The sequence below is a fragment of the Desulfomarina profundi genome, assembly GCF_019703855.1.
Classification (GTDB): domain Bacteria; phylum Desulfobacterota; class Desulfobulbia; order Desulfobulbales; family Desulfocapsaceae; genus Desulfomarina; species Desulfomarina profundi.
Genome location: NZ_AP024086.1, coordinates 1,097,952 through 1,124,543, shown reverse-complemented (window position 1 = coordinate 1,124,543; position 26,592 = coordinate 1,097,952). Strand labels below are relative to the sequence as shown.

20 protein-coding genes and 1 tRNA gene are annotated in these 26,592 nt (G+C 45.1%); 12 read left to right on the top strand and 9 right to left on the bottom strand.

Annotation, left to right across the window (positions count from 1 at the left end):
- Window positions 1–60: 60 nt before the first annotated feature.
- From LO777_RS05225 to LO777_RS05205, 5 genes are all read left to right on the top strand, one after another.
- Window positions 61–3,696, top strand: coding sequence for an AAA family ATPase (locus tag LO777_RS05225; protein WP_228856487.1), 3,636 nt, complete (start codon window positions 61–63; stop codon window positions 3,694–3,696).
- A 125-nt stretch (window positions 3,697–3,821) separates the two neighbouring features.
- A complete protein-coding gene (locus LO777_RS05220) occupies window positions 3,822–5,960 on the top strand; it encodes an HDOD domain-containing protein (RefSeq protein WP_228856486.1) in 2,139 nt (712 codons plus the stop codon).
- Between the two features lie 207 nt (window positions 5,961–6,167).
- On the top strand, window positions 6,168–8,072 hold the full coding sequence (locus LO777_RS05215; RefSeq protein ID WP_228856485.1) for a hybrid sensor histidine kinase/response regulator: 1,905 nt from the start codon (window positions 6,168–6,170) through the stop codon (window positions 8,070–8,072).
- Between the two features lie 168 nt (window positions 8,073–8,240).
- Complete coding sequence (locus tag LO777_RS05210) at window positions 8,241–9,023, top strand: substrate-binding periplasmic protein (RefSeq protein WP_228856484.1); 783 nt, start codon at window positions 8,241–8,243, stop codon at window positions 9,021–9,023.
- A 67-nt stretch (window positions 9,024–9,090) separates the two neighbouring features.
- A complete protein-coding gene (locus tag LO777_RS05205; RefSeq protein ID WP_228856483.1) occupies window positions 9,091–10,629 on the top strand; it encodes an RNA-binding domain-containing protein in 1,539 nt (512 codons plus the stop codon).
- On the opposite strand, the gene LO777_RS05200 is transcribed toward LO777_RS05205, so the two are convergent.
- The 3 genes from LO777_RS05200 to rfbB form a co-directional block, all read right to left on the bottom strand.
- Window positions 10,626–10,841 (bottom strand): hypothetical protein, encoded by a 216-nt coding sequence (locus LO777_RS05200; RefSeq protein WP_228856482.1) that lies wholly within the window; start codon window positions 10,839–10,841, stop codon window positions 10,626–10,628. The two genes, LO777_RS05205 and LO777_RS05200, sit on opposite strands and share 4 nt — an antisense overlap.
- A 91-nt stretch (window positions 10,842–10,932) precedes the next feature.
- Complete coding sequence (gene rfbC / locus LO777_RS05195; RefSeq protein WP_228856481.1) at window positions 10,933–11,481, bottom strand: dTDP-4-dehydrorhamnose 3,5-epimerase; 549 nt, start codon at window positions 11,479–11,481, stop codon at window positions 10,933–10,935.
- Between the two features lie 2 nt (window positions 11,482–11,483).
- Window positions 11,484–12,554 carry a dTDP-glucose 4,6-dehydratase gene (gene rfbB / locus LO777_RS05190; RefSeq protein WP_228856480.1) on the bottom strand — a complete coding sequence of 357 codons (1,071 nt, stop codon included), beginning with the start codon at window positions 12,552–12,554 and terminating at the stop codon, window positions 11,484–11,486.
- A gap of 363 nt (window positions 12,555–12,917) precedes the next feature.
- Here rfbB and LO777_RS05185 point away from each other — a divergent pair, with 363 nt between their 5' ends.
- On the top strand, window positions 12,918–14,504 hold the full coding sequence (locus LO777_RS05185; RefSeq protein ID WP_228856479.1) for a peptide chain release factor 3: 1,587 nt from the start codon (window positions 12,918–12,920) through the stop codon (window positions 14,502–14,504).
- Between the two features lie 224 nt (window positions 14,505–14,728).
- Here LO777_RS05185 and LO777_RS05180 read toward each other — a convergent pair whose 3' ends face one another.
- Complete coding sequence (locus tag LO777_RS05180; protein ID WP_228856478.1) at window positions 14,729–15,025, bottom strand: DUF134 domain-containing protein; 297 nt, start codon at window positions 15,023–15,025, stop codon at window positions 14,729–14,731.
- 168 nt (window positions 15,026–15,193) lie between these two features.
- Complete coding sequence (locus LO777_RS05175; RefSeq protein WP_228856477.1) at window positions 15,194–15,583, bottom strand: NifB/NifX family molybdenum-iron cluster-binding protein; 390 nt, start codon at window positions 15,581–15,583, stop codon at window positions 15,194–15,196.
- A 252-nt stretch (window positions 15,584–15,835) separates the two neighbouring features.
- Between LO777_RS05175 and LO777_RS05170 the strand changes: the two genes are divergently transcribed.
- From LO777_RS05170 to hemB, 4 genes are all read left to right on the top strand, one after another.
- Entirely contained in the window at window positions 15,836–16,423 is a 588-nt protein-coding gene (locus LO777_RS05170) for a DUF4390 domain-containing protein (protein WP_228856476.1), read from the top strand.
- A 155-nt stretch (window positions 16,424–16,578) separates the two neighbouring features.
- Window positions 16,579–18,855, top strand: a complete 2,277-nt coding sequence (locus LO777_RS05165; RefSeq protein WP_228856475.1) for a sensor histidine kinase — start codon at window positions 16,579–16,581, stop codon at window positions 18,853–18,855.
- A complete protein-coding gene (locus LO777_RS05160; RefSeq protein ID WP_228856474.1) occupies window positions 18,852–20,225 on the top strand; it encodes a sigma-54-dependent transcriptional regulator in 1,374 nt (457 codons plus the stop codon). Before LO777_RS05165 ends, LO777_RS05160 begins: the two co-directional genes overlap by 4 nt.
- Window positions 20,226–20,277: 52 nt before the next feature.
- The gene (hemB, locus tag LO777_RS05155; RefSeq protein WP_228856473.1) at window positions 20,278–21,252 is read left to right on the top strand and encodes a porphobilinogen synthase; all 975 of its coding nucleotides are present in this window, start codon (window positions 20,278–20,280) and stop codon (window positions 21,250–21,252) included.
- A gap of 55 nt (window positions 21,253–21,307) precedes the next feature.
- On the opposite strand, the gene LO777_RS05150 is transcribed toward hemB, so the two are convergent.
- The 3 genes from LO777_RS05150 to LO777_RS05140 all read right to left on the bottom strand — a co-directional run bounded on the left by LO777_RS05150 (window position 21,308) and on the right by LO777_RS05140 (window position 24,919).
- Complete coding sequence (locus LO777_RS05150; protein WP_228856472.1) at window positions 21,308–21,691, bottom strand: VanZ family protein; 384 nt, start codon at window positions 21,689–21,691, stop codon at window positions 21,308–21,310.
- Window positions 21,692–21,722: 31 nt separating this feature from the next.
- The gene (locus LO777_RS05145) at window positions 21,723–22,238 is read right to left on the bottom strand and encodes a YecA family protein (protein WP_228856471.1); all 516 of its coding nucleotides are present in this window, start codon (window positions 22,236–22,238) and stop codon (window positions 21,723–21,725) included.
- A 521-nt stretch (window positions 22,239–22,759) separates the two neighbouring features.
- Window positions 22,760–24,919, bottom strand: a complete 2,160-nt coding sequence (locus tag LO777_RS05140; protein ID WP_228856470.1) for an adenosylcobalamin-dependent ribonucleoside-diphosphate reductase — start codon at window positions 24,917–24,919, stop codon at window positions 22,760–22,762.
- A 566-nt stretch (window positions 24,920–25,485) separates the two neighbouring features.
- Between LO777_RS05140 and LO777_RS05135 the strand changes: the two genes are divergently transcribed.
- Both LO777_RS05135 and LO777_RS05130 read left to right on the top strand, forming a co-directional pair.
- Window positions 25,486–25,794 (top strand): RNA recognition motif domain-containing protein, encoded by a 309-nt coding sequence (locus tag LO777_RS05135; protein WP_228856469.1) that lies wholly within the window; start codon window positions 25,486–25,488, stop codon window positions 25,792–25,794.
- A 201-nt stretch (window positions 25,795–25,995) separates the two neighbouring features.
- Window positions 25,996–26,196, top strand: coding sequence for a cold-shock protein (locus LO777_RS05130; RefSeq protein ID WP_228856468.1), 201 nt, complete (start codon window positions 25,996–25,998; stop codon window positions 26,194–26,196).
- A 239-nt stretch (window positions 26,197–26,435) separates the two neighbouring features.
- Here the strand turns inward: LO777_RS05130 and LO777_RS05125 are convergent.
- A tRNA-Thr gene (locus LO777_RS05125) sits at window positions 26,436–26,511 on the bottom strand.
- Between the last annotated feature and the right edge of the window lie 81 nt (window positions 26,512–26,592).

The window sequence follows — 26,592 nt, the reverse complement described above, 5'->3', positions numbered from 1 at the left end:
TGTAGATAGCCGCAGCAAAGTCACCAGTTACACTGCGAACTTTTATGAATTCAGGATACTATGAAAATACTGCACCTCCGATTCCGTAATCTGAACTCTCTTGTGGGAAGCTGGGCTGTTGATTTCACCACACCGGATTTCAGGGCGGGAAACATTTTCGCTATAACCGGTCCCACCGGCTCCGGAAAAAGCACCATCCTCGATGCCATCTGCCTTGCACTCTACGGGAAGACACCACGTCTGGAGTCAATCAGCAAAAGTACCAACGAAATTATGAGCCGCAGAACCGGGGAATGTTTTTCAGAAGTCACCTTTTCCACTGCAAAGGGTGTTTTTCGCTGCCACTGGGCCCAGCATAGAGCCAGGCGGCAGCCCGCTGGAGACCTTCAACCCCCGAAACACGAAATAGTTGCAGAGGAAACCGGTCGGATACTGGAATCAAAACTGCGGAATGTTCTGAAAAAAGTAACAGAAGTCACAGGAATGGACTTTGATCGTTTTACCCGGTCCGTCCTGCTGGCCCAGGGAAATTTCAATAAATTCCTTGAAGCTACTTCCGATGAAAAAGCCCCCATTCTTGAACAGATAACAGGAACAACCATCTATTCCGAGATATCACAGCACTCACACCATCGCTGGAAGGAAGAAAAGGAAAAGCTGAACAGACTGAAACAGACCAGAGATACATTCACTCTTATCCCTGAAGAAGAGCTGTCCCAACTGTACAGAACGATTGCTGACCATGACACCGATCTGACAAAGACACGACAGCTTCTCAAACAGGTTCATACCAAACTCGACTGGCTGAAAAATATTGCACATCTCGAAGAACAGATCACGCAACTCAAAGCTGAACTGTCAGATGTGGAAACCCGGTGGAAAAAAGAAAAACCTTCACATCAGAGAATCAACAAGGCCGAAAAAGCCAGACTCCTCCATGATACCTGTCGGATGATTCACCAGCTGCGAAAAAATATAGAAAAAAACAGCAATGAACTGGAGAGAAGCAGAAAAGAAGCAGGGAATATTACAGTTGAGATGGAACAAGCCAGACAAGAAGTTAATAAGAGTGCTTCCAACTACAGTCGCCAAGTTCAAGAGAAAAACGCAAGTGAAACTGGCGCAAAAGAGGCAAGACGCCTTGATCTTCTCATCAATACAGGACAACAGGAACTTGCCCGGCTCCAAAAGACTGTCAATGAAGAGAAACTGAATATTGAACACCTGGAAGAAAAAAAACTGGCTATCCGGAAAAAACAAAGAGAACTGGAAAAAGAACTGGATGAACAGACAAAAACCATTGAAAACAACAGGTATCTAGCCGACCTAGCGGAAAAAACAGCCATTATCCGACAGAAGATCAGCAATCATGATAAAAAAAGAGTCGAAGAAACCCTGCTTACCCAAAAGCATAAGAATATTGAGCTGGAAATTACAGAGAAGAAAAAAACTGTCCGAGAGTGGGAAAAAAAGAGAGAAACTGCGCGAAACAGGCTTCAGCAGCTTTTTAAAGAAAAAGAACACATTTCTGAACAGTTTGCCAGGAGTCCAGCCACTTCCCTGCATTTTCTGTATGAAGAGGCTGATACTCTGAAAAAATCGCTTGAAACCCTACTTCTCATTGATGAACTGGAAGAGAAAAAGGTAACAGTGCAACGTCATCTCACTGACTGTGACAAGGGCAGAAGAACACTTGACGGGGAGTACACGCAACTGACAGACCGTATTGAAAGAACAAGATCAGAACGTACAGAAAAAAGAGACACAATAACAAAACTTGAAGAACTGGTACTTCTCCATAACAAGATAGAACAGTTTGAAGCAGAAAGGGCAAAACTGAAAAAAAACAGCCCCTGCCCTCTGTGCGGCTCGCAACACCATCCTTTTCTTGCCACAGAACATATCACTACTCCTGCAAAAGACAATTACCGGCAGGAACTCCTCCAGGAACAAGAGAATCTGGAAGAAATATCAGGCCGACTCACTCGCCTGCAGACAGATCTTGGAGTGATCGCTGAACAAAGAAAGCAGCTGGAAAAAGAGCGTAAACTTCTGATTGACAACCTGGATAAAATTAAAGCAGAACTGTCCATGCTCAAAAGAAAAGCTGTAAACAGCACCTGCACTGATCTCAGGAACAGACAGAAGAACATAGCAGAAAAAATAAAAAAAACAGCCGGCCTGCAAAAGAGAATAGAAGAAATTAACGATCATATCAGTACGGTAAAGGACGATCTCTCCGCCGGGGAAAAACACCTGCAACAAAGGTCTTATGAACTGGAAAAATCAAGAGATGAAAAAAAACGTCTGGCCATGGAAATTGAGACGGCTGTGAATGAAAGGAAAAAACTGTTCTCAGCTATCACCAGTGAGTGCAGACGCTACAAGATTGCCTTGGCCGATGGTGACAACCTGTCTTATTTAAATGTAAAACTCCGGGACCTTGCGGGTCTCTGGACAAAATGGCATGGAAAAATGGATGAACTGAAATCATCCATGCAGGCGACAGATGCTGAAAGAGACAAGGTTGTTTATTCGCTTGCCCATGCCGAAGCTGAACTGGAAAAAAAGCTTTTACATAACCAGGAAATAAAGAAAAAGATTGAACTTCTCAATGAAGAACGGATACATATTTACGGCAGAAAAGATCCGGACCGGGAGGAACAGCGACTGAAGCAACTGCTCGATGAAGCGGAAAAAACCAGAAAAAAACATCAGAAAATTTTGGACCAGCTTGAAAAACAAAGCATTACTCTCAGCGAACGCATTGAAATTCTGAAAATAAACAGAAAAAACATTTTACAGGAACTGGATAAACTGCAAACCCGTTTCCAACTGGATCTGGCTGAAAAAGGGTTCAGGTCTGAAGAAGATCTTGAGGCCAGTCTCATTCCGAAAGATATCCTGGCAACCATGACAGCGGAGCGGGACTCGCTAATCCGACGTCGGGTTGAGCTTTCAGCCCTGGTGGAAGACTGTGCTAATCGATTTGCCAGAGAACAACAGCAAAAACTGACTTTAAAGCCTGAAAGAGAACTTCAACTTCAGGCTGCTGGTCTCGAAAAAAAAATAAATGAACTGCAGGAAAGCTTAGGGGCACTGAAAAACAGAATAACACAGCAGGAACATATCAAAAAACAGTTTGCCGGTCAGCAGGAAATAATCAGACAGCAGGAAAAGGAATGTCATTACTGGGATCAGCTCCATCATCTTATCGGTTCAGCCGATGGCAAAAAATTCCGCAACTTTGCCCAGGGACTCACTTTTGAACAGATGGTTTACCACGCCAACACAATCCTCATGAAAATGAACGACCGTTATCTCCTCGTTCGTGATCGTACAAAACCTCTTGAACTGAATGTGATTGACAACTATCAGGCCGGCGAGCTCCGGCCCACGCGCAACCTTTCCGGTGGAGAATCTTTTCTTGTCAGCCTTGCCCTTGCCTTTGGTCTCGCCTCAATGGCCAGTAAAAACATCCAGGTGGATTCACTGTTTCTTGATGAAGGTTTTGGCACCCTGGATGAAGAATCTCTCGAGACAGCCCTTGCAAGCCTGGGCCGTCTGCAGCAGGACGGAAAGACAATCGGTATCATTTCTCACGTTCCTGCCATCCGGGAACGAATTCCCGTACAGATCAGGATTGAACCGGGATATGATGGCACAAGCAAAATAACCGGTGCTGGAGTTTCATAACGGATCCTGCCGATTTTTCTTGTCATTTTTTGTCGTTATCTGCTAGAAGATATTGGAAATTACACCTTGCCACAACACGCTGAAGGATGGCTGTCTGACCAGCTCCCGCATACAAGGAAATTGAAATGAACAAAACTTCAATCACCAGAGAACTGCTTACAGCCATTGACCAGCTGCCCACCCTGCCGCATACTCTTGCAAAACTGCTTGATATATGCAACAACCCGGAAGTTGACATTCAACTGATTGGTAAAACCATATCCCGGGACGCTTTGCTGTCCGCCAAAATACTGCAACTGGCTAATTCCGCCTTTCTCGGGAGCAGATCGTCCTTTACCGGCATCGAACAGGCTGTAATTTTTCTTGGTATTGACAGCGTCAGGAGCCTGGCCATATCTGTTTCCGTTCAGGAAACATTTCAACAGAACCAGGTTGGCCCGCTTAATCTCAGAGAATTCTGGTACCATTCCCTGCTGACCGCTTTGATTGCTAAAAGGCTTGCGGAAATCTGTACCTATCCACACCCGGCTGAGCCTTATCTTGCCGGATTACTGCACGATATCGGTAAATGTATTTTCAACCAGTTCAGTCCTGAAAAATACAGCGAAATTACAGAGAATTGTACTTCACCAGATGAACTCACAGAGCTTGAGCACCATGTTTTTGGTATTTCACACCAGGAAATCGGCGCCTTGCTGACCGAGCGCTGGAAACTTGATGAAAAAATAACCCGTGCCATTCGGGAACACCACTCGTCCACACTGCATCTGGAAAAAACCGACAGACTCAGTCGGCTGATCCATATTGCAAATCCCCTGGCACTGGAAACAGGAACCGGGTACAACAACACCCTCCGGCAGGTTGAAAATCTTGAAGTTCCGGGTGAGAGAATACCGGAAATCATTCAGGAACAAAAAGCCATTGTATTTTCCATCGCTGAATCGATGAACATGAGTATTTCCGCTCCGGAAATCCCCCAGCAGAGATTACAGGGAAGAAAAACTGTATCCGCGAAAAAAACCGGTAAAGAACAGTTACAGAAAACAGTGGAGACTATTGCCCTGAATCATGGTCTTCTGGACAGCCTCAGCCGGGCAGAAACACCAGACCGGATATTTGCACTCTTTGAAGAAAATCTCCAGACAGTATTTTGTATCCATAAATGTATAATCCTGCTGCCGGACAACCGTGCTCCAGGAAAACTGTCTGTTCACGGCTCAACCGGAAATCCGATTGCCCGACAGATGCAACATGGCATTCTGTCGCTCGATACAGAATCTGCTTTTTTCAAGAAACTCACAGAGAATCATGGAATAATCCGTCTGCAGGATGGCGGCAATGACCAGTCCCGTATTTTTGTCAGCCGACTTCGCCTTATCATGAAGGAAAATTGTTTTGCTGTAGTCCCTTTCACCTTGATGGGTAACAGCAAGGGAATAGTTCTGGTTGCAATGGACTCCCATGAGTTCGCAACAGTCATGTCAAAAGAAAAGCCCCTCGTTCTTGCATGCACTTATCTGGGAAACCGTCTCAATCTGGAGCTCTTGAAAGAAAAACACGCTGAAGAACTGGCAAGGGAACGTGCAGCTGCTAAAGAATCGATTGCCCGCTCAATAGCACATGAAATATCAAATCCCCTGTCCATTATCCAGAACTACATTTCTCTGCTTGCCGACAATCTTCGAGACCTGGAACTCCAGAAGGATCTCCAGGTAATTTCAAATGAACTTGATCGAATTAACGGTATCAGCAAAAGACTCAACAATCTTTCAGGCACTGAATCCCCTGCAGGCCTTGAAAAAGTGAATATCAACAGAATCGTGGCAGAAGCGGTGGATCTCTTCAAAAAATCTTTCAAAACCACTTCGACTATAGGGATCACCCTGTCCCTTGCGCCCGAAGAGATTACCGCACTCAGCCGCCCCGGTGCAATTCGCCAGATTCTGAACAACCTGATAAACAACAGCATTGAAGCATTGGGAGACACAGGAACGATACGAGTGGAAACACGGCTGGAACATGATAATACCCTCAGAAAATCCCCTTGCGTAAAAATTATTGTGTCCGATAATGGCCCCGGTATCTCTTCATCAGTGAGCGAAACACTCTACAAACCTGGCCACACAACTAAGGATAGGGAGCATGCAGGACTTGGTTTGGCTATCATCCGCAAAATTATCAATGACCTGGGTGGGTCAATACAACATGTTTCAGACCCGGAAACCGGAACCACATTTACCGTGACGATTCCATTAACATCCTGAAACACCTTAGACATCAATCCACCCGATTTTTCAGCACTATTCAACATCAGCCTTATCGGAAATAAGTCGCATTATTCCAATTGTTCAGAGTTTCATGAAGAGTTGGAATTTCAATTGACTTCTTTCTCTATTTCATCTAGCCTTACTTGTGATATTCCTTAAGAAAACAATAATATACTACATACAGTTGCTAGAAACCTCGCACTCATGCCAGAAAGAATTTTAGTTGTAGATGACGAACCCCAGTTCCGAGACAGTATCAAACGTGTGCTGCAGAATCAAGGCTACACTGTCGATACTGTATCTTCGGGTGGAGCAGTCTTCACCATTCTTTCCCAACAGAAATATAATCTCGTTCTTCTCGACCTGCATCTCCCGGATCTCAATGGTCTTGAAATTGCGGAATACCTGACTCAAAATTATCCGGACCTGCCTACCGTGATTCTCACAGGAAGAGCCTCTGTTGACTCCGCCATCCAGGCCATCCGTACAGGCTGCTATGATTATCTCACCAAACCCTGCAAACCGGAAAGAGTACACCAGGTCATTAAACGAGCCATTGAAACACAGAATTTGAAGACTGAGTTGACAGCCAACAAAAACAAATTTCAGAGACTTTCAGAGGCCACATGGGAAGGAATTGTCATTTTTTCCATGGAAGAAATTATTGAAGTCAACGACCAGTTCTGCAAACTACTGGCTGTGGATGAAAAAAAAGTCTTAGGTCGTGATTTTTTTGAAATTCTTCCGGCGTTGCCGTTATCAGAACAATTTGAAATATTCTCCGGCAGAAAATCACTCAGTCATATTTGTGAAATAGAAGCAATACGATTCAACGGTGAAACATTTCCTGCTGAAATCAGACTCAGGCAGATTGATGACGACGGCAGGCTGTTATGGGTTGCAGCCATACGTGATCTCACTGAAAAAAAGAAACATGAACAGGAACACCTGTTGATGCGTGAAAAACTGGATCATGCCAGGAGAATGGAGTCAATTGGCTTGATGGCCGGCAGCGTGGCCCATGACCTGAATAATATTCTCAGCAGTATCGTCACCTTTCCCGAACTCCTGCTCCTCGACATGCCTTCATCGGAAAAATACAGGAATGACATTATCCGTATCAGGGCAGCAGGTAAACAGGCAGCAGCAGTTGTGGAAGACCTGCTGACCGTTGCCAGGGGATCCACCTGCCAGAAAGAAAATCATAATCTCAATGATATCATAAAAGATTACCTGGATTCCCTCGACTATTACCAGCTTATTCAGTCTTTCCCCGGAATTCTTATTGATTTTCACCTCTCCCCCCATCTCAGCAATAGCCTGGTCTCGCCGATCCATATCACAAAAGTTCTTATCAATCTCATCCGTAATGGAGCCGAGGCCATCAACAGTGGGGGGCATATATACCTGTCCACAAGGGATGAGATCCTGGCAGAACCTAAGAATGGTTATGATACTGTTCCTCCTGGAAAATATGCTGTACTCTCTGTACAGGACACCGGATCCGGAATCGCCGCATCTGCACTTCCTCATATTTTTGAACCCTTTTTTTCCAGGAAAAAACTGGGGAAAAGCGGTTCCGGTCTTGGCCTGACAGTTATTCTTCATACCGTACGCGACCACCAGGGATATATTGATGTAAAAAGCGACTCAAACGGTACTCTTTTTGAACTTTATTTCCCGGCAAATGAAGAAGAACCGCGCAGAGATACTTCATCCGTATCCCTCGATTCTCTTTTGGGAAACGGTGAAATAATTCTTGTCATTGACGATGAACAATCCCAGAGAGACCTGACTGCCTGTATCCTGAAAAGACTCGGCTATAATCCAGTAACCGCGTCAAGCGGAGAAAAAGCCATTGAGTATATAAAAAAATGGCCAGTCGACCTCCTGCTTATGGACATGGTTATGGAACCAGGGATAAACGGATATGAAACATACAAGGAGATTCTGAAGATTGTTCCCGACCAAAAGGCCGTTGTAGCATCAGGATTCTTCAACCCTGTGGAGCTGAATAAAATCAAAGAACTTGGAGTGATACACTATCTTTCAAAACCCCTCAACCTTTCAGATCTCGCCCTGACCATTCACAAGGAAATCAGAAGATAGCTCTCCCCTTCAACTGTATCTTTCTCTTTGTTTATTCCGGCATAAAAGATTGTAAAAATAAGAGTCATGGAATACTATCGTTCCTGACCAGCATTTCTTCCGCAACAAGGCTTATTCAGATACAGGTCTGATAAGCCTGGCAATTTTTCTCCATCCCTCAAAACTACTATGAAAAACCTGACTCTTCTTGTTTTCCTTTTCTTTATAATTTCAGGCTGCACCAGTCTTGTCAGCGAAAAAACAGTTAAAAAAGAAAACCTGAATAATTTCCTCAGGGTCGGCATATCAACCAATTCTCCTCCCATTGCTTACCGACAGGGAGGGAAAATCACAGGTCTTGAAGTCAGTTTTGCCGAGGGGTTGGCCAGATTTACAGGCAAAAAGCTGAAATTGGTGCAACTCCCCTGGAAAGATCAGATCTCTTCACTCCTACGGGGTAAAATTGATATTATAATGTCCGGTATGACGATTACCGAACTCCGCAGGTATCAAATCCGTTTTTCCACTCCATATATGGTTTCCGGCCAAATTGCCCTTATCCGCAGAACAGACAGAAACAGGTTTGACGGATCCATTTCGGACCTGCTCAATCCTCAGGTGAGGCTTGGTACAGTAGCCGGTACCACCGGAGACCTTTTCATCCAGGATATCAAGGCAAAAGGCGCACGAAAAATTTATCCTGTTTCAACCGATGGTGTAAAGGCACTGCTGGAAAAGAAAATTGATGCCTTAATCTACGATCTGCCCCAGAATCTGTATCTCGCCTCAAAATATGCAGACAAAGGACTCATTCCCACCCATATTCTCCTGACAAAAGAATCCCTGGCCTGGGCAATTCGTCCCGACAACGGAAATTTACTTGAAAATGCCAATAATTATCTTAAAAGTCTTACCCGGACCGGAAATCTCGTCCCGTTAATACAGCAGTGGGTACCATATTATCAACCATGATTTCCTCCTGAGGCCCCCTACCATATAAAAATAAAAAAACCGTCACGGATTCAGAAGTATGCTGAATATGACAAAAATCAGTCTGATGAAAAAGATTTTTCTGCTGGCCACAAGTTTCATCTTTTTCCTGGCCGGTATCAATATCTATCAATACCTGAAAATCAAAACAGAAATTGCGCCAACGTTGATCTCAGAAATAAGCAATGTCGAACTGGGTGAAATACGGGTATTTTTTGCCTCAATCACGGAACAACTCAATATTGTAAGGGAGTGGGGAGCAAATGGCGCTCTTCACTACGAAAACATCCACGATCTTAATAAACTGTTCTTCCCTCTTCTTGAAAACAAGACCATCATCAACAGTCTTGTCCTGGCCAACAGCATGGGGGACGAATATTTTCTCTACAAGGATGGCCAAAGGACAATAACCAGGTATTCACATGATTTAAAAAGTACTCCCCGGACGCTTCATTTTGCCGAATGGCAGACCGTGGATAAGGAATTGAAAACATGGAAAAAAACTGACGACTATGATCCCCGGCAGATGAGCTGGTTTTTTACTCCTGACAAAAAAAATCGCATCCATATCACCCCGGTGCGAACATTCATTTACTCAAAGGAAAAAGGAGTCACCACCTCTGTTTCCTGGAAACATAATGGTTCCCAGGTCTATTCAGTCTTCGGACTCAATATTCCCCTTGCCAATATAGAAAAATTCCTTTCCATCAGAAATAAGAAATATTCCGGAATCGTCTTTCTTATCAACTCTTCCGAAAACACGTATATCTCAAGCAACTCTGATGAAATCTCCCAGAAAAATGAACTGCTGGATATCCTTATCCACAAATGGAACGATTCAGGGCAGCCAAGAAACCAGGTTGTCCAGTTCCTCAAGGGTAAGCAGCCATGGCTTGCATCGCTGCAACCCCTGAACACGGATCACCCTAATTTCTGGCTTGGGGTGGCAGCACCTGAAAAACAGTTTATGAGCCAGATCAATGCCAAATTGTTTCAAATCGATTTTTTCGACCTGCTGATCGCTCTTGCCGGAACAGGGCTGGTCTATCTACTCTTTATGAAGACCCACCAGCGAAAGAAAAAAAATAAGACTCCGATTGTACGACTCAATGAGGCAATCAACCGGGGGGAAGGGCCTGAGATTGAATTTAAATCAACAGTCCGTTTCAATCTGAAAACAGATAAAAACGGCAAGGAAATTGAACTGGCGTGGCTTAAAACTGTTGTTGCCTTTTTGAATACCAGAGGCGGAACATTGCTTATAGGTGTCAATGATAACGGAGAACTCACAGGGCTGGAAAAAGACAATTTTGAAAACAGGGACAAGTGTCTTCTTCATGTCAAAAACCTTATCAATCACCATATTGGCGCTGAATTCTCAAGATTTATAGAAACAACCCTGGTTGAAATTGAAGACAAGGAAGCCCTGCTGATAGAATGCTCTCCAGCTTCAACACCGATTTTCCTCCATATAGGTAAAAATGAAGAATTTTATGTGCGCTCCGGACCGTCGTCTGCGAAACTCACACCTTCCCAGACCGTTCGCTATGTTACCCAGGATCACACCATAGACCTCTCAGGAGATTAGCGTTTCCCCCACACCACAAAGCCTTTGGCCTCATAGTCCTTCACACACTGTTCGTTGGCCTTGTATGAGCTTTCCGTTTCCCACTTGCTCACTTCACAGTTTACAAATTCCATTGTTTGGGGATTCCGGAGAATCACCGTTTCCGGTTTCCCACTGAACGAGGCACAACCACCAAGCAACAGCATCACACAAATTGCACTTATTTTCCCCATTTATCTGCTCCTGGTTCAGGAAATGTTCATAATCTGATTACATACGACTCAATACAGATACATCTCCAATCCCGCTGAATTCAATTGATAATCAGAGTTCATAAAGCTCAGCATCTTTAAAGAATGTGCCGTCCGCATCTTTTTCTGAAAGCACAGGTATAAATTTAAAGGGCCAGTCAATATTCAGATCGGGATCATTCCAGACAATGCATCGCTCATGTTCAGGTGCCCAGAAATCAGTAGTCCTATACAGGAACTGCGCACTCTCTGAAAGAACAACAAAGGCATGACCAAACCCTTCAGGAATCCAAAACTGTTTGAAATTCTCGGCACTCAGGAACTCCCCGACCCATTTCCCGAAAGTAGGGGAATTCCTGCGCAGATCGACAGCCACATCAAAGACCTCACCCTCAACAACCCTTACCAGTTTCCCCTGGGCCTGTTGGATCTGATAATGTATCCCACGTAAAACTCCATGATCAGATTTCGAGTGATTATCCTGGACAAAATTGCATGTCAATCCAGTCTGCTCCCGCCATTTCCTCTCATTGAAACTCTCAAAGAAAAATCCTCGATCATCACTGAAAACCCTGGGTTGAATAACAAGGACCTCGGGTATGTCCGTTTTTATTATTTTCATTTTCACACAGTATACATCTTTTCGTAATATTGCTGATAAGAACCATCCACAATCTCATCAACCCACGTCTGATTAGCCAGGTACCAGTCAACTGTTTTTTCCATTCCTTCTTCGAAACTGACCTTCGGCTCCCAGCCCAGCTCATCCTTTATTCTGGAAGCATCTATGGCGTATCTTCTGTCGTGCCCGAGCCTGTCTTTAACAAAAGTGATCAGGGATCTGCGCGGCTTCCCGTTGACAGGCCGCCCAAGTTTGCTGTCGAGAATGTCACAGATCAGGGTAACAACTTCCAGGTTCTGCTTTTCATTGTTCCCGCCGATATTATAACACTGCCCTGTTTTTCCCTTTCGTACGACCTCAATAATGGCTTCACAATGATCCTGCACATAAAGCCAGTCCCGCACATTTTTTCCATCTCCGTATACCGGGAGGGATTTCCCCTTCATACCGTTATTGAACACAAGGGGAATAAGCTTTTCCGGGAACTGGTAGGGGCCGTAATTATTTGAGCAGTTTGTAATCTTTACTGGCAGGCCGTAAGTGTGGAAATAGGCTTTGACCAGGTGGTCTGAAGACGCCTTTGAAGCCGAATAGGGAGAGCGGGGATCAAAAGGTGTCTCCTCCGTAAAATACCCTGTTTCTCCGAGAGATCCATAAACCTCGTCGGTACTCACATGAAGAAAACAACATTCCTTCTTTCTGTCACCATTGAGCCAGTATTTCCTGGCCGCCTCCAACAGGGTAAATGTTCCGACAATATTGGTCTGAATAAAGGACTGGGGCCCCGTAATTGACCTGTCGACATGGGATTCGGCGGCAAAATGAACGACGGTATCAATTCTCTCCTCTCTGAAAATCAGCTCCATCATCTCCCCGTCACAGATATCTCCCCTGAGAAATCGATAATTCGCCCCTTCTTCAAGTCCCTGCAGATTTTTGAGGTTTCCGGCATAGGTCAGCTTATCGAGATTCACAACCCGCCAATGGGGAAACTGTCGATTGACAAGCCGCACAAAATTTGCGCCGATAAAACCACAACCACCGGTCACAAGAAGTGTTCGTTTTGTTTCCATCTTCTCTCTCTGGCTAAATGTTGATACCCCAAATCCCACTTTTATTAACGACAGAGTAACTACCTGGTTAAGGATTTAGGTTGCAATATTATAAAAAAAGCATATTCTTCTCAGTTTTCTCATGTTTCTGGACCCATGCCATGAAACCGGTGTCCGTCCGGAAACGAGATTTTTCATCCGAGTTCCAGGAGAATGGAAAATAAAAACATAGCATATTGGTCATATGTAAACTTTTTATTTTTCATAACAACGCAGAAATCGGGCGAAAAGATCATTTCCGACTACACACTGACTGATCATGATTTCGGATCATTGTCCTTATAATAAAGTCACTGTATAAATTAAAGTCATATTTTGAATACCATGAGTAAACAACTCCTCAGGGAAATAACCAGACGACGCACTTTCGGCATTATCAGCCATCCCGACGCAGGAAAAACTACACTGACTGAAAAACTGCTGCTGTTCGGTGGAGCCATCAATATGGCAGGTGCCGTCAAATCACGGAAAGTGGAGAGACACGCGACAAGTGACTGGATGGCTATCGAGCAGGAGCGTGGTATCTCGGTTACCACCTCGGTTATGAAGTTCACCTACAAGGATTATGAAGTTAATCTCCTGGATACTCCCGGTCACCAGGATTTCTCCGAAGACACCTACAGGGTGCTGACGGCTGTAGATTCCGCCATTATGGTAATTGACAGTGCCAAGGGTGTGGAAAACCAGACGGAAAAGCTGATGGAAGTCTGCAGGATGCGCAACACACCCATCATTACCTTTATCAACAAACTTGACAGAGAAGGTTTGACCCCGCTGGATATAATGGGAGAAATTGAGGAAAAACTACAGATCGAATGTACTCCCCTTTCCTGGCCAATCGGTATGGGAAAAACGTTTAAGGGTGTCTATAATATTCACCATAAGACCCTGCATCTCTTTACCCCTGGCCAGGCTACACTCAATGAACAGGGGTTTTTAATTGAAGATCTCTCGGACCCGAAGGTAGATGAGCTGCTTGGAGAACAGGCGGATGAACTACGCGATGATATCGAACTGCTGGAAGGTGCGGCTAATCCGTTTGAATACGATCATTACCTCAATGCCAGCCAGACCCCCGTCTTCTTCGGCAGCGCCATTAACAATTTTGGTGTACAGGAAATGCTGGATTGTTTTGTTGAAATGGCCCCTCCCCCGGGGCCTCGGCAAACCGTGACCAGAGAAGTTTCTCCGGCGGAAGAAGCCTTCTCAGGTTTTGTTTTCAAAATTCAAGCCAATATGAACCCGGCCCACCGGGACAGAATCGCCTTCTTTCGCATCTGTTCCGGAAAATTTACCAGGGGAATGAAAGTCAGACATCACCGGCTTGGAAAGGATATTACCCTCGCGAATGCCACTATTTTCATGGCCCAGGAACGGGAAAATGTCCAGGAAGCCTGGCCTGGTGATATTATAGGCCTCCATAACCATGGTACAATAAAAATCGGTGATACCTTTACTCCGAAGGAAGAATTGAAATTTACGGGGATACCCAATTTTGCCCCAGAGCATTTCCGCCGTGTACTTCTGAAAAATCCGCTCAAGATGAAACAGCTGCAGAAAGGACTGGTACAATTGGCCGAAGAAGGGGCAATCCAGGTTTTTCGCCCCCTTATCGGCTCAGATTATATCATGGGTGCAGTTGGTGTTCTCCAGTTTGAAGTAACCATGGCACGCCTGAAAAATGAATATGGAGTTGATGCCATCTATGAAAACGTGGACTACCAGGCTGCCAGGTGGGTTCGCTGTGAAGACAAAAAAGCTTTTGCGGAATTTGAACGTAAAAATCAGGCATCTCTTGCCCGAGACTCAGAGGGATTTTTAACTTATCTTGCCCAGAGTGAGTGGATGCTCAATTATTTTATGGAAAAATGGCCGACAATCACCTTTGATAAAACACGGGAAAACATATAATCGCTAGTGATTTCGCATCAGCCTGAATTTGTGCCGTATTGCGCCGGGAGTTTTTGTGGCTGCGAGGCACGGCTTGAGGCGCATAGTTGTGTTGTGTGCTCAAGTCGTATGGAGGAAAGGCACGAAAAAGGACAAGTAATAAGTGTCAGAGCCGCTTTGATGCGACAACACCAAGAGCTTATCCGAGAATAGGTAGTTCGTTCAACAAACTATTCAGGGGAAAATTAAGACTCCTTTTCCTCTTCATCGACAAAGACGAGGGCTGCTCCTTCAGTCAGGGCCCTGGCCGTTTTTTTTCTGGCAGCAGTAATTATCCGCTGGATAGTCCCCCGGGAAACCCCCATACTCCTGCCGGTTTCCTCCTGGGTCAGCCCCTTGCCATCGCACAACCGCAACGCCTCAAGTTCATCCCTGTGGAGCGGTATCTGTTCCAGCTCCGTTAAGGGCGTTCCGGTAGGTTTAAAGGCAAGTCCACAGAACTTCCCCCGGCACCTTCTCAGCTTTTTTGGTCTTGGTGACATAATAATCAGTGATTGAATTTAACAACAAACTCCAAAACGATTCGTTACTTTTTGTCCGAAAATGAAATTTTTCGTAGCGGTAAAGAAGGCGGGCGAAAAAGCCATTTATGGACATACGTTCGTTACTCTCTGCCTTTTATACAGACTTCAACCTAAAAATTCAACCACTCAGTGGTGGCAATTGCCTGATCCCCTGCAAACCTGATCTGGGTGCATAAGTGGCAGCTTATTTTTTATAAATTGTAACAGTACCTCTTCCACGGTCACAAATCTGTTTCGATCGGCGAAATACACATCAATACCAGCCTCAGCAAACCCCTGCATAGGTCTGGCCCCCATACCACCTACCACTATTGCCTCCACTCCCGCATCTTTCAGAACCTGCACCGGAACCATGCATCCCCCTGCCTCATGTTTTCCATTGTCAACATTTTCAATATTGACTGTTTCTCCTGATTCATCCAGATCAATCACCGTAAATAAATCACAATGACCGAAATGGTCGGATCGGACAGCTTTCAGACCTCCCGGATTCACTGCAGGTATTGCTACACGCATCTTTTTCTCCTTCCCTTTTTTCACTAGCTCCCACCCCATGGCCGACCCGACAAGATCAGCGATGGAGTTATTTACAAATGAACACAGTGTTTATGAAAAATGTGCGAACTGATGTTCAACGACAATTATCATTTAATTTCCCCTGTCAAGTGATGGACAACACCTGCCATTTCAGGTAAATTGTGGTCTATTCATACCTCAAATTCAATATACCCTCATCCGGCCCATCGGCTGTTTGTTTTATATATAATTATGACTCTGAAACCACTTATATTTTTGTTCTGTCTGCTTTTTTTTCTTACCTTTTATTTCCACATTCCCAACCTGACAGCTGATGACAGTTCAAAATCTGCAGTAACCATAGAAGAGCTGACCGCAACAACTTCCGAAACCCATCTCATTCTTTTTGGAACATTAAAGAACAGCTTTAATTCAGAGATGATAGAAGTTCTGCACAGTGGTATTCCCCTTCACTTCACCTTCTATATCGAACTGTATAAAACTGCGAAAAACTGGCCGGACGAAATGATTTCATCCATAACATTGCAACATACAATGGAATTTGACACGCTCAAAGAATCCTACAAGGTGACCCTTGAAGAAGAAAAAAATAAAACTCACACCTTTCGTTCACTTTTCGAAGCACAGAAAGTCATAAACGAAATAAATGGAGCCAAGGTCGTGGAGCTGGGACAGCTCATCCCCGACAATCTCTATAAAATCAGAATCAAAGCCGATCTTTACCGTAAAACACTTCCCTTAAGTCTTCACAATATACTGCCATTCCTGTCCTGGTGGGATGTAAAAACCGACTGGCAGACAATTGAATTCAGGTATTAACCTGAAACCGTGACGACTTTGTAATTTTGCCATAAGTAATATACTGAAGATCCAGTTGATTCAAAAAACACTTGTCGTCCTGCGGCGCGTCCGCCCACTGATCCAGGTTTAAGACCAGGGATTTTAAACAGGTTACCGAGAAAGACATAAGTCAAATGGAACAGACGATTCCAGAGAAAAAAGGTTCAAGACGACCATATACGGAACAGCAGCGACAGCAGAAACGCAGACTGATCAGACGTGCTATCCTGTTCTGTATTCTCCTGATCCCTTTCCTCATCTGGATCCAGAGCCTTCTCTTTAAAAAAGATGTTCTTCCTTTCGATAACAACATCCTCATCTTCGCTCTTATAAATGTTAACGTACTCCTTGTTCTTTTTGTCCTTTTCCTGGTCTTGAGAAATCTGGCGGAACTGCTCTTTGAAAGAAAGGTCAACCGCCTCGGTAACAAGCTGAAAACAAAACTGATCGCCTCCTTTCTTTCCCTGACCCTGATTCCCACCATCCTCCTCTTTTTTGTTGCACTTCAGTTTGTTTCAACAAGTATGGATTACTGGTTCAATGCCAGTATCGAGGACTCACTGACAGAATCTCTCCAGCTTGCCCAGTCCCTGCTGCGGGACAAGGAAGATCAGGTCACCCAGATGAACAAAGGCATCGCCGACCGTCTGAAAAATCTCGATATCTCTTCGTATACTACCGAGACGATCAGCAAAACCCTCGAAAATATACTCAGTTTCAATCCGATCAATGGACCGGACGGCCTTACCCTTATTACCAATGACAAAAACCTGGAAATCGCGGTACGGGGTCCACTACTCCGCAACATGATTCTGCCTGCCATTCCAGCCAGTGTTATCCAGGAAATTCGTGAGAAGAAAGGGCAGAAAACCCTGATTCAGGAAATGAAAAAGGGAGACCTTGTCCGCTCTATTGCCGAAGTGCAGATAGGCAGTAATAATCTCGGCAAAGGGATTCTTGTCACCTCCCTTCTCGTGAAAAATGACCAGCTTGCCAGAATGACCACGATTTCCAGAGGGCTGGAAGGATACAGACAGCTGAAACACTTCAAGGAACCGTTTAAATTCTGGCTGTTGATTATTCTGCTGATTGTCACCCTTCTTATCATTTTTGCCGCCATCTGGTTCGGTCTCTATATTTCCAGGGGGATTACAGAACCGATAGAACAGCTGGTGCTTGCCACCCGACGTGTGGCCGAAGGTGATCTTGAGTTCAAAATGGAACATGAATCAAACGATGAAATGGGGTTGCTCGTTGAATCTTTCAACAAGATGACAATCAACCTCAACTCCAGCAATAAAAGACTGGCCGAGGCTCACCGGGCACTGCAGAAGAGTTCTCAGGAGAGTGAACAGAGAAGACGGTATACTGAAATTATTCTCCAGAATGTCTCTGCCGGGGTTATTTCTCTGGATGAAACCGGCCAGATCATCACCATAAACAGGTTTGCCGAAACCCTCCTGAACATAGATAAAACCCTCTTTATAGGCCTCAACTTCAATGATGTTCTCCCCCCTTACCAGGCAGCTATTGTCCAGGGATTCATCGATGAGCTTCACGATACGGGTAAGATTACGGTTGAGCAGCATATCAGGCTTAATGTACTTGGCAAGAACTATTCCCTTCTTGTGAACTTCACCCGGCTTGAAGATGAAGAGGGCGAACCCCTCGGTTTTGTCCTGGTCTTTGACAACCTGACCAAACTTGAAAAAATGCAGCGGGTTGCCGCATGGCGCGAAGTGGCCCGGCGCATTGCCCATGAGATTAAAAACCCTCTCACCCCGATTCAACTCTCGGCCCAGAGACTGCGACGACGCTACCCGGAAATACTGGCGGAACAAAACAGTGTTTTTGATAAATGCACAAACACCATTATCACCCAGGTGGATGAACTGAAACGACTGGTGAGCGAGTTCTCCCAGTTTGCCCGTATGCCCAAGGTACAGAAATCTCCAAATAACCTGACACAACTTGTGGAAAATACACTTATTCTCTACAAGGAAGCACACAAGCATATAACTTTCAATTGCATTGAAACCAAACCGATACCTGTTTTCAGTTTTGACCGGGAGCAATTAAAAAGGTGTCTTATCAACCTTATTGACAACAGTGTTGCCGTTTTAAGCGATGGCGGCACAATCACTACCGAACTCTCTCCCGATGACGAAATGGAAAATGTTTTTATCAGGGTGGCGGATGATGGGCCAGGTATCTCCAAGGAGAATAAACTGAAACTTTTTGAACCATATTTTTCCACCAAGAAGACGGGTACGGGACTCGGCCTTGCCATTGTTTCAACAATCATTTCGGACCATAATGGCTATATCCGGGTCCAGGATAATGAACCAACAGGCTCTGTGTTCGTCATAGAGCTCCCCCTAGCCAATCGGGAAAACAGGAATATTTCATGAACAAACGTATTCTGCTCATTGATGACGAAATAAGCATACAGGAATCACTGTCCGGTATACTTGAAGACGAAGGTTTTTCCTCCATCTGCGCTTCTTCCGCCGAAGAGGGTATGGAACTGCTTGAAACCAGAAATATCGATCTTGTGCTCCTCGATATCTGGTTGGGAGACAATATGGACGGCATGACGGCCCTGGAAAAGATCAGGGAAAAATTTAACATGCCGGTCATCATGATCTCAGGTCATGGCACAATTGAAACCGCCGTTCAGGCAACCCGCAAAGGTGCTTTTGATTTTATCGAAAAACCGCTATCTTATGACAAGGTAATCCTTGCCATCAGCAACGGCCTGCGTTTTGCAAAACTTGAACAGGAAAACCTGCTTCTCAAGCAGGGCAGTGGCAAAAAACCCGTTCTCACAGGCAAGTCTGAAGTCATCACCGCCCTTAAAAAACAGATAGAAATGGTTGCCCCTACCGATGCCTGGGTCCTTATTCGTGGAGATCACGGTACCGGCAAGGAACTGGTTGCCCAATCCATTCATCGCAAATCACTCTCCCGGGATCTGCCGATGATTGAAGTCAACTGCGCGGCCATCCCTGAAGAGCTTATTGAGTCTGAACTTTTCGGTCATGAGAAAGGGTCTTTTACCGGTGCCCATACCAGTAAACGTGGCAAATTCGACCAGGCTGACGGCGGGATCCTCTTTCTGGATGAAATTGGAGATATGAGCCTCAATACCCAGGCGAAGATACTACGTATCCTCCAGGAACAGAAATTTGAGAGGGTTGGCGGCAACAAAACCATCCAGGTCAACGTCCGGGTTCTGGCGGCAACCAATAAAAACCTGGAGGAGGAAATTGAGGCTGGTAATTTCAGGGCAGACCTGTTCTGGCGCCTGAACGTCGTTCCCATCCATGTTCCCCGGCTCAAGGAAAGACTGGAAGACATACCCATGCTTGTTGAATCACTCATGCTGAACCTGGTAAAAAAAGGACTGAAACGCAAGGATTTTACTGACAAGGCTCTCAAAGCACTCATGGAACACAGCTGGCCGGGCAATGTCAGGGAACTGCGTAATTTTATCGAACGACTGGCAATCATGTGCCCGGAACCAAAAATTACAGACAATCAGGTTCGTCTCTTTCTCAGCAGTAACCAGACCGGTCCGATAGATGGAAACGATGGAAACAACAGTACCTTGAGTAATTATCTTAATATGGACTTTAAAACAGCCAAAAAAATGTTTGAAAAGGAATATCTCCGGTTGAAACTTGACCTCAATGGGCATAATATCTCCAAAACTGCAGACCAGGTGGGCCTGGAACGAAGCCACCTGCACAAAAAATTAAAATCTTATGAAATAATTTAAACCCTTTTTCTCACCTGTTCAGATAAACCAACTCAATCCACAAGGAATCAATATGCTTTTTCCAGAATACAGACCAAGACGACTCCGTAAAAACAGCAGTTTTCGTGCCCTTATCAGGGAGACAAGATTATCCGCAGCACAACTTGTTTATCCTCTCTTTATCATGCCCGGAAAAAACAGAAAAGAAGAGATTATTTCCATGCCTGGAGTATACAGGGTTACAGTGGACAAGTTGAAAAAGGAGGCCGAAGAATGTCTGGCCCTGGGGATTAACAGCGTTATCCTCTTCGGCCTGCCCGAAAAAAAGGATGCCATGGGGAGCGGCGCACACCAGAAAGACGGCATTATCCAGACCGCTATCAGGGAACTGAAGAAAAAGGTCCCCGAGATGCTTGTCATAACCGATGTCTGTCTCTGCGAATACACGGACCATGGTCACTGCGGCTGTATCATCAACAAGGATGTTGATAATGACGCCACCCTGGAAATACTTGCCAAAACGGCCCTCTCCCATGTCCGGGCCGGGGCTGACATGGTTGCACCCTCGGATATGATGGATGGACGTATTGCTGAAATCAGGGGCGCACTGGATGAAAATAATTTTGAATCTGTTCCCATCATGTCCTACGCGGTTAAATATGCGTCAGCCTTTTACGGACCATTCCGGGAAGCCGCCGACTGCACCCCCCAGTTCGGTGACCGTCGCAGTTACCAGATGGATCCGGCAAACAGCAGGGAAGCCCTGCGGGAAGCAACCCTTGATGTGGATGAAGGGGCAGATATTCTTATGGTTAAACCGGCTGTGGCCTACCTGGATATTATTGCAAAACTGAAAGAGGAATTTGACCTGCCTATCGCTGCCTATCATGTCAGTGGGGAATACGCCATGATCAAAGCTGCTGCTGAAAAAGGATGGATTGATGGCGACCGGGTCATGGCAGAAACACTGCTGTCAATCAGAAGAGCCGGAACGGACATTATTATCACTTATTTCGCCAAAGATATGGCAAAAATACTGAAACAGTAACCTCATTTTAACTGACACCTGGAGCCGTTACGGCTTCAGGTGTCAGTTTCCGTACCTATCGTTGAAAAAGGGCTCGCCATAAAATCCAGGCGCCGCAGGCCAGCAACGCACCCGCCCCATCCGCTGCAATATCACCGACACTGACGAAACGTCCCGGAATAAAGTATTGGTGAAACTCATCGCTGATTCCGTAGAGAACACAGAAAACTACAACTGAAAGAGTTACTGCCGCGATGTTTTTCTCTTTCAGCAAAGGGAAAAAACCATAAAGGACAGAAATTGCCAACAGCGCATATATTACCAGATGGGCAGCTTTGTCAAACCAGGGGAGAGGTGGCATATACAGGGCATCTCCCGGTTGATTGGAGAGAAAAAAAATGGTTCCCATGACGATCAACATGGGAACCATACGAACTGAGTCTACTCCGGATAACTTCATCTTTCTTCCGAATCCCGTAAATTGCAGGATTTCAGGTGGATTCTGGAGCCGGCAGATGGACTTTGCTGAGCTGATCCCGGGAGAATTTTTTTCGTATCCTGCGAATTGCGGCCCGTATGCCATGGCTGGGAGCATCCGCCAGGATCTGCACACTTTTGTCACTGTATGCCGTCAGTTCAAGCTGCCTGTCACGAAAAGAAAACATATGGCTCCAGTTAATTTCGATTGTTTCCGAATTTTCATCAATGGGAGGTTCCAGGACTTTTCCAGCAGCTGCCACCTGAACACAGTCACAATCGGTCATTTCAAGGAGCCAGGCATCACCCTGTTCTGTCGAATAAAAGAAGAAAACACCCAGCTCCCTGTCCGTCTTCTTCTTGAGGACAGCCTGTTCCTGAATCTCCTTTACTCCATCCATCAGGGTGACTTTTAACTGCTCCTCAGGAGATGCGGAAGGTTGTGTAATACTCTCCTTTCGCGCGCAGCAGTGCTTAAATTTTTTTCCGCTGCGACAAGGACACTTTTCATTTCTGCCGATTTTTGCCATTTTTTATTCCGTCAATCTTTTTTACCTCAACCCTGCAATTGGCAATCTCACCGAAAATACGAACCATAGAATTGCAGGATTCAGGTTTTAATCTGAACCCATAAGCATTTACTTATAAACATAGAACTATGATAACTGGTCACAGGAGTAACTCTGTGTTTTCATCTACATTAACCCTGTAAGTGATCAGGGGTGCCGTAGATTCGTGCAGGCGTGACTGGCCCCGCTATAGCCCCCTATCCCGCATTTTTCATCAGTTCAGGCGGCGTCAGCTACAAAATTTTCAACAGTAAATAATAGTGGCCTATCTTTACTGTTGAAATATTGTAGAAGATGGCGTCGCCTGGGCTGACCTTGGGTGAACATTGTGTCAATTTTGTTCGACTACTGATAGTTGGCTAATTATTTGTATTCTACAGCTAATCTCAAAATTGACACAATGTTCATGAGAAATGCGAGCTATGCGGCCAGTCGCGACCGTGCGAATGTGCGAATGTGCGGTGCCCCTGATCACTTACGAACTATGAGCATTTACTGTAACCACAGTCATGGCATGTCTCGCACCCCTCCTCAAAACGAAGAGCCCCGGTGCACTCCGGACAAGTAGAAGCAAACCCTTTTTGCGTTCCGGCCATAAACGATTTGAACAGTTTACTCAATTGAGCTGGAAGATCAAGCATATGTCCACTGGATCGATCCAGCTGTTTGATAATTTCATCCATGGGCACATTAAAACGCAGAGCCAGGGAGACCAGCCGACAGGTGGTTGTCCACATGGTGGATTTATCTTTCAGATCAACACGGTTATCAAAGGGGAATTTTGCAAAAACCTCCATCGGTTTCTCATTTTCGTCAAAACAGACAATTATATACACCGATTTCTGGTGCTGATCCTTCACCCGGTATCGTTTGGCATCCAGCGTATCCGGGAGAATCCGTTTGGTGGGACCGTGTTCGGAAACCATGGCCATCTTTTCTTCTTCCGAAGATGCCTTGGTATTAAGAACCTGGGAATCACGCGAACCGTCCCTGTAAACGGTCAGCCCCTTACAGCCAAGCCGGTATCCGGTCAGATAGGCAAATTCAACATCATCCCTTGTGGCATCGGACGGCAGATTTATGGTTTTTGAAATAGAAGAATCAACACCGTTTTTTTGTAACACACTCTGCATCCTGATATGGTCTTCAGGGGCGATATCCTGGGCTGTACAGAAAACGGCCTGCCATTTTTCAGGTATCTCAACATGGCCCATGACAGTCCCTGAGTCGGCAACCTTACTCATCAGTTCTTCTGAATAAAAACCTTCTTTTCTCGCAACCTCCTCAAAATGTTTATTGACCATGATCAGGCGATCATCATCCATCACATGTTTGACCATGACAATGGAGAAATAAGGTTCACACCCCGATGCACAGTCAGCGATCATGGAAACCGTACCCGTGGGCTGGATCGAAGTCAATGCGGCATTACGCCTGGGTGGATAAGCATTCACTAAACCGTCATAGGCGGGAAAAGGCCCTTTCTCTTCGGCGAGTCGAATGGAACGTTCTTCTGCCACATCACGGATAAACTGCATCAACTCTCCTGAAACCCGTCTGCCCTCTTCACTGCCATACGGAATTGCAAGCTGAATCAGTAAATCATGGAGGCCCATGATACCCATACCAATCTTCCTGGTCTGCAGGGTCATTTCCTGTATTTCAGGAATGGGAAAACGATTACAATCAATAACATTATCGAGAAAAACAGTTGCATTTTCAACAATCTTCCTCAACCTGTCAAAATCAATCTTGCCTTCCTTCACAAACCTGGCAAGATTCACGGACCCGAGATTACAGCTCTCATATGGCAGCAGCCACTGCTCGCCGCAGGGATTGGTTGCTTCGAAATCCCCAAGCTGTGGTGTACTGTTGTCCCTGTTTGCCGTATCGATAAAAAGAACACCCGGTTCACCATTATGGTAGGCAAGATCAATAATTTTATCAAAAACAACCCGTGCATTGAGCTGTCGGACCACTTTTCCATTGGATGGCTCAATGAGGTCGTACTCATCATCATCCTCCAGAGCCTGCATGAAAATATCAGTTACAGCGACACTGAAATTGAAATTATTGAATTTACTCTGATCTTCCTTGGCAGATATAAAATCCATAATATCCGGATGATCAATGCGCAGCACCCCCATATTGGCCCCGCGTCTTTTGCCTCCCTGCTTGATTGTTTCGGTTGCTGCATCAAAAACAGCAGCAAAGGAAAGAGGCCCGGAAGCCACACCCTGGGTGGATCGGACAGAAGCATTTTTGGACCGCAGCCGGGAAAAAGAATAACCTGTTCCCCCACCGGTTTTATGCACCAGCGCTCCATTGCGAATTGCCGTAAATATTCCATCCATGGAGTCCTCAATCGGTAGAACAAAACAGGCAGAAAGCTGACCGATATCAGTTCCGGCATTCATCAGACAGGGAGAATTAGGCAGAAAATCCATATGATATATCATATCAAAGAAATTATCACGTAACTGCTCATGATATTCGGGATCCTTATCAACCGCGGCCACACAGTCAGCCACCCGACGGGCAAGGGTCTCCCATGTCTCAACACATTTCCCACTGGAATCTTTTAAATAATACCGCCTTGCCAGCACGGTTTCAGCAGTACTTGTTAAAACTTGTTTCTTCATATCAGGTGTCATAAAAACCTCTTACTTTATAATCGGCAATAAACGCCATATATCAACCCGGAAACCATGACAGCCACTCCGTTCCGCGGACCTTGAAAAATCACTGTCAAATTTAAAAATCATCAGGCGGGAAAATTCAATAGTCATGAATCATTCCCAACCGTATATACACTACATTTATACAGTGCTCAAGGCCATTCTACAACATATAGTGGCTTTTCCCGGAACACCCCGATTTTTCAAGGGCTGCAGAATGAATTTATTTTTTCAATATTTTTTTCATGTAACCGCTATTTTTTTTACCACCTGAATCCTGCATTTCTCATCAGTTCAGGTGGCGTCAGGTACCACCTGGATCCTGCGCTTCGAAAATGAAAGGCATCATAATGTTGACACAGTGGCCAAAGAGACCACTGATATTGAGAAAAGTTTTTCACCTGGGAAAGAATAAAAACAAAAGCTTGCTTTTTCAGTTAATAGGTATTATTTTAATTTGGTTAATCATTGTAAATCAGATCAAGCAAAGTATTACTCGTCACCCCTTCTGCAGTTTTCCTGCAGTCCTGATGCCGATAAAGACTCTGGCCGATCACAACCCATGGAGAAGCAGAGTGAAACTTTTTATCGGTAATTTACCTTATGACATCACAGAGCCGGAAGTTCTTGAACTTTTCAGTACCTATGGAGAGGTGGTTAATGCGAGTCTGGTGATAGACCATTTCTCAGGTCGCTCGAAGGGTTTTGCCTTCGTGGAAATGGCCACAAGGTCTGAAGGTCATCGGGCGATGGAGACGCTCAACAAGAAAGAATACAGGCACAGGCAGCTTGTCTGCAATGAGGCCAAGCCACAGAAAAAAGGTAAACGCCGCAGGTAACAGCTGAATGCAGAAGACTACCTTTTCTTTATTTAAAAATAAATAATTACAAATAAATATATTTCAGTCACACGTCTTCCCCAGGAAGAGGTGTAACAGCACATTCAGCCGACAATACGGCTGAAGCCGGGAGACCACAGTCGGTTTTCGGCAATTCACAAAACGGGAAAACAAAATCCCAAACACACAGGAGTATCAGCAATGGCAGATGGAACAGTAAAATGGTTTAATGACGCAAAAGGTTTTGGCTTTATCGAGCAGGATGGAGGTCAGGATGTTTTCGTTCATCATTCCGCCATCCAGGCAGACGGTTTTAAATCCCTCGATGAAGGCGAACGAGTCAGCTTTGATGTTGTCGACGGACAGAAAGGCCCCGCCGCCCAAAACGTTACAAAGCTCTAACCTGCATTTCTCATCAATATCCAGGGATCGTCGATTTTTCAGTATAGTTACCGTAAACACAGGAGACTGTTGTTTACTGTAAAAAAAACTTTAAACCTGGCACAGCCTGAACTGATGAGAAATCCGGCTTTATTTTGAGTTTTCGGGGCAGCCGGTTTTCCGGTTGTCCCTCTTTTTTTGGCCGCAGTACCGAGCAAAAAAAGGATTTACAGCTTCAGCTGCAAATCCTTTTTTTTTTTTGGAGCCAGCAAGCGGGATCGAACCGCTGGCCTGCGCTTTACGAGAGCGCCGCTCTACCAACTGAGCTATGCTGGCAGGTGACCTGTTCCGGAACGGACAAAATCAGTACGCCTATATATCAGGTAATCGGTGAAAATTCAACCATTACCTTGAATT

Bases quoted from the DNA above. Each gene is read 5' to 3' on its own strand.
- LO777_RS05225 (WP_228856487.1), top strand. From the start codon at position 61: ATGAAAATACTGCACCTCCGATTCCGTAATCTGAACTCTCTTGTGGGA.
- LO777_RS05220 (WP_228856486.1), top strand. From the start codon at position 3,822: ATGAACAAAACTTCAATCACCAGAGAACTGCTTACAGCCATTGACCAG.
- LO777_RS05215 (WP_228856485.1), top strand. From the start codon at position 6,168: ATGCCAGAAAGAATTTTAGTTGTAGATGACGAACCCCAGTTCCGAGAC.
- LO777_RS05210 (WP_228856484.1), top strand. From the start codon at position 8,241: ATGAAAAACCTGACTCTTCTTGTTTTCCTTTTCTTTATAATTTCAGGC.
- LO777_RS05205 (WP_228856483.1), top strand. From the start codon at position 9,091: ATGACAAAAATCAGTCTGATGAAAAAGATTTTTCTGCTGGCCACAAGT.
- LO777_RS05200 (WP_228856482.1), bottom strand. From the start codon at position 10,841: ATGGGGAAAATAAGTGCAATTTGTGTGATGCTGTTGCTTGGTGGTTGT.
- rfbC (WP_228856481.1), bottom strand. From the start codon at position 11,481: ATGAAAATAATAAAAACGGACATACCCGAGGTCCTTGTTATTCAACCC.
- rfbB (WP_228856480.1), bottom strand. From the start codon at position 12,554: ATGGAAACAAAACGAACACTTCTTGTGACCGGTGGTTGTGGTTTTATC.
- LO777_RS05185 (WP_228856479.1), top strand. From the start codon at position 12,918: ATGAGTAAACAACTCCTCAGGGAAATAACCAGACGACGCACTTTCGGC.
- LO777_RS05180 (WP_228856478.1), bottom strand. From the start codon at position 15,025: ATGTCACCAAGACCAAAAAAGCTGAGAAGGTGCCGGGGGAAGTTCTGT.
- LO777_RS05175 (WP_228856477.1), bottom strand. From the start codon at position 15,583: ATGCGTGTAGCAATACCTGCAGTGAATCCGGGAGGTCTGAAAGCTGTC.
- LO777_RS05170 (WP_228856476.1), top strand. From the start codon at position 15,836: ATGACTCTGAAACCACTTATATTTTTGTTCTGTCTGCTTTTTTTTCTT.
- LO777_RS05165 (WP_228856475.1), top strand. From the start codon at position 16,579: ATGGAACAGACGATTCCAGAGAAAAAAGGTTCAAGACGACCATATACG.
- LO777_RS05160 (WP_228856474.1), top strand. From the start codon at position 18,852: ATGAACAAACGTATTCTGCTCATTGATGACGAAATAAGCATACAGGAA.
- hemB (WP_228856473.1), top strand. From the start codon at position 20,278: ATGCTTTTTCCAGAATACAGACCAAGACGACTCCGTAAAAACAGCAGT.
- LO777_RS05150 (WP_228856472.1), bottom strand. From the start codon at position 21,691: ATGAAGTTATCCGGAGTAGACTCAGTTCGTATGGTTCCCATGTTGATC.
- LO777_RS05145 (WP_228856471.1), bottom strand. From the start codon at position 22,238: ATGGCAAAAATCGGCAGAAATGAAAAGTGTCCTTGTCGCAGCGGAAAA.
- LO777_RS05140 (WP_228856470.1), bottom strand. From the start codon at position 24,919: ATGAAGAAACAAGTTTTAACAAGTACTGCTGAAACCGTGCTGGCAAGG.
- LO777_RS05135 (WP_228856469.1), top strand. From the start codon at position 25,486: ATGCCGATAAAGACTCTGGCCGATCACAACCCATGGAGAAGCAGAGTG.
- LO777_RS05130 (WP_228856468.1), top strand. From the start codon at position 25,996: ATGGCAGATGGAACAGTAAAATGGTTTAATGACGCAAAAGGTTTTGGC.